This is a genomic window from Saccharopolyspora sp. (assembly GCF_017434145.1).
In the GTDB taxonomy this organism is placed as follows: domain Bacteria; phylum Actinomycetota; class Actinomycetes; order Mycobacteriales; family Pseudonocardiaceae; genus Saccharopolyspora_C; species Saccharopolyspora_C galaxeae.
Genome location: NZ_JAFRFW010000645.1, coordinates 1 through 3,547, shown reverse-complemented (window position 1 = coordinate 3,547; position 3,547 = coordinate 1). Strand labels below are relative to the sequence as shown.

Sequence of the window (3,547 nt, the reverse complement as noted above, 5' to 3'; positions counted from 1 at the left end):
TGGCGCAGCGCCCGGCGCTGGTCGCGGTGCTGCTGGGAGTGTCCGATCCGGGCAACGCGGGCACCGTCGTGCGGGTCGCCGACGCAGCGGGTGCCGGCGCGGTGCTGTTCGCCGGGGACACCGTGGACCCGTACAACGGCAAGGCGGTGCGGGCTTCCACCGGGAGCCTGTTCCACCTGCCCGTCGCCCGGGACCGGGACGCGATCGGAGTGCTCCGCGCCTGCCGGGACGCCGGGCTGCGCTTGGTCGGTGCGGACGGGCACGCGCGGGACGACGTGGACACCGCCGCGGTGCAGGGCGAGCTGAGCACTCCGACCGCGTGGGTGTTCGGCAGCGAGGCCCACGGGCTGCCGCCGGAGGTTTCCGCGGAGCTGGACACCTCGCTGCGGGTGCCGATCTACGGGGATGCGGAGAGCTTGAACCTGGCCACCGCCGCGGCGGTCTGCCTCTACGGCTCGGCACGCGCCAGGCGCCACGGACGGTGAAGCGGCGATCGCGCCTGCGGGACGAACACGCCGGTGACATGGCTGCGCGAAATGTGCTCGACCTGGTCGCATAGACTCAGGTGGATGCGGCGCGCCCGTGTCACTCACCCAGTGAGCGCTCGCAGTGCGGAACTCGCCGGTCGGCGCCGGCGGACCCACACCGCGCCGGCGGCCGGGCTTCCGGGGTGCCCGGGATTCCGAACTGCGCAGCACCGGTGACGCCGGACGAACGACGGGAGTCATGCACTAACGATGTCTGCAGCCAACGACTCGTACGACCCCAAAGAGGTCGCCGCGCTCGCGCCGGAGACGCTCGACCGCGCCGTGGTCGAGGCCCGCAAGGCGTTCGACGAAGCGGCCGGCCTCGACGAGCTGGCCGCCGTGAAGCCCGCGCACCTGGGGGAGCGTTCCCCGCTGCTGACCGCCCGCCGAGAGATCGGCGCGCTGCCGCCGAAGGCGCGTTCCGACGCGGGCAAGCGGGTCAACGAAGCGCGCGACGCCATCCAGGGCGCTTTCGACGAGCGCCGCGCGGCGTTGCAGGCCGAGCGGGACGAGCGGGTGCTGCGCGAGGAGTCGGTGGACGTCACGCTCCCGTCGAACCGGGTTCCGGCGGGCGCCCGGCACCCGATCACGCAGCTCATCGAGCAGGTCGCGGACAGCTTCGTGGCGATGGGCTGGGAGGTCGCCGAAGGGCCCGAGCTGGAGGCGGAGTGGTTCAACTTCGACTCGCTGAACTTCGGCAAGGACCACCCGGCCCGCACCATGCAGGACACCTTCCACGTCGCCCCGGAGGACTCCGGCCTGGTGCTGCGCACGCACACCTCGCCGGTGCAGGTGCGCTCGCTGCTGAGCCGGGACCTGCCGGTCTACCTGGTCTGCCCGGGCCGGACCTTCCGCACCGACGAGCTCGACGCCACGCACACCCCGGTGTTCCACCAGGTCGAGGGCCTGGCGGTGGACGAGGGCCTGACGATGGCGCACCTGAAGGGCACGCTGGACGCGTTCGCCCGCGCGATGTTCGGGCCGGAGTCGGCGACCCGGCTGCGCCCGAGCTTCTTCCCGTTCACCGAGCCGTCCGCGGAGCTGGACGTGTGGTTCCCGCAGAAGAAGGGCGGCGCGGGCTGGGTCGAGTGGGGCGGCTGCGGCATGGTCGACCCGCACGTGCTGCGCGCCTGCGGCGTGGACCCCGGCCGGTACACCGGGTTCGCGTTCGGCATGGGCCTGGAGCGCACCCTGCAGTTCCGCAACGGCATCCCGGACATGCGGGACATGATCGAGGGCGACGTCCGGTTCACCGCGCCGTTCGGCGTCGAATCCTGACCCGTCCCGCCGCGAGAGAGAAGGACCTGAGCAAGTGCGGATTCCGGTTTCCTGGCTGGCCGAGCACCTGGAGCTGCCCGCGGACGCCACGGCCGAGACCCTGGCCGACGCCTTCGTCCGGATCGGGCTGGAGGTCGAGGACGTCATCCACCTGGCGCAGGTGAGCGGCCCGCTGGTGGTGGGCCGCGTCGCCGAGGTCGAGGAGCTGAGCGGCTTCAAGAAGCCGATCCGGTTCTGCCGCGTGGAGATCGGCGCGGACGACGCGGGCGAGCAGCGCACCCAGGGCATCGTGTGCGGGGCCACGAACTTCGACGAGGGCGAGCTGGTGGTCGTGGCGCTGCCGGGCACGGTGCTGCCGGGCGGCTTCGAGATCTCCTCGCGCAAGACCTACGGCCGCGTCAGCGAAGGCATGATCTGCTCGGCCAAGGAGCTGGGCATCGGCGAGGACCACAGCGGCATCCTGGTGCTGCCCGCGGGCGTCGCAGATCCGGGCGCGGACGCGACCGAGCTGGTGGGGCTGGACGACTCGGTGATCGAGCTGTCCATCACCCCGGACCGCGGCTATTGCTTCTCGGTGCGCGGTCTCGCCCGGGAGCTGTCCAACGCGCTGGACGTGCCGTTCGGCGACCCGGCGGCGCGGAACGTGCCGGAGGACGAGCGCCCGTCGCGTTCGGTGCGCATCGACGACCCGGGCGCGTGCTCGCGGTTCGTGTTCCGCCGCGTGACCGGTGTGGACCCGACCGCGCCGACGCCGTGGTGGATGCGGCGGCGGCTGGCGCTGGCCGGGGTGCGTTCGATCTCGCTGTCGGTGGACGTCACGAACTACGTGATGCTGGAGCTGGGGCAGCCGCTGCACGCCTTCGACGCTTCCAAGCTCACCGGCGACGGGGTGGTGCGCCGCGCGGCGGAGGGCGAGCAGCTGACCACGCTCGACGACGTGTCGCACGAGCTGGACCCGGACGACGTCGTGATCTGCGACGAGACCGGCCCGGTGAGCCTGGCCGGAGTGATGGGCGGCGCGCGGACCGAGATCGGCGCGGAGACCCACGACGTGCTGCTGGAGGCGGCGAACTGGGATCCGGCGAGCATCGCCCGCGCGATCCGCAGGCACAAGCTGCCCAGCGAGGCGGGCAAGCGCTTCGAGCGCGGGGTGGATCCGGCGGTGGCGCCGGTGGCCACCGAGATGGCCGCGCAGCTGCTGGTCCGCTACGGCGAGGGGCGCGTCGCGCAGGGCCGCACGGACGTGGGGGAGCCGCTGGCGCCGGATCCGGTGACGATGCCGCTGGCGCTGCCGGACAAGATCGCCGGGGTGAACTACGAGCGCGGCGTGACCGCGCGGCGGCTCAACCAGATCGGCTGCCGGATCGAGGTCGGCACCTCCGACGAGGGCGTCGGGCTGGTCACCGCGTACCCGCCAACGTGGCGCCCGGACCTGACCCGGCCCGCGGACCTGGTCGAAGAGGTGCTGCGGTTGGAGGGCTACCACACCATCCCGTCGGTGCTGCCGCCCGCGCCCGCGGGCCGCGGCTTGACCGCGTTGCAGCGGCGGCGCCGCGCGATCTCGCGGCGGCTCGCCTCGGACGGCTACGTCGAGGTGCTGCCGTTCCCGTTCACCTCGTCGGCGACGCTGGAGAAGCTGGGCGTGCCGGAGGACGATCCGCGCCGCCGCACCCTCGCGCTGCTCAACGCGCTGGAGTCGGACCATTCCGAGCTGGCCACGACGTTGCTGCCCGGGCTGCTGG

Annotated in this window: 3 protein-coding genes; all 3 read left to right on the top strand. The window is 73.0% G+C overall.

Features of this window, described 5'->3' with window-relative positions; all coding sequences use genetic code 11:
* On the top strand, positions 1-485 hold a 485-nt coding region (locus tag IJH84_RS17725; protein ID WP_295146440.1), incomplete at its 5' end, for an RNA methyltransferase.
* A gap of 252 nt (positions 486-737) precedes the next feature.
* Positions 738-1,805 carry a phenylalanine--tRNA ligase subunit alpha gene (gene pheS / locus IJH84_RS17720; protein ID WP_295146438.1) on the top strand — a complete coding sequence of 356 codons (1,068 nt, stop codon included), beginning with the start codon at positions 738-740 and terminating at the stop codon, positions 1,803-1,805.
* 34 nt (positions 1,806-1,839) lie between these two features.
* Positions 1,840-3,547: phenylalanine--tRNA ligase subunit beta (gene pheT, locus IJH84_RS17715; protein ID WP_295146436.1), on the top strand; the 1,708-nt coding region annotated here is incomplete at its 3' end.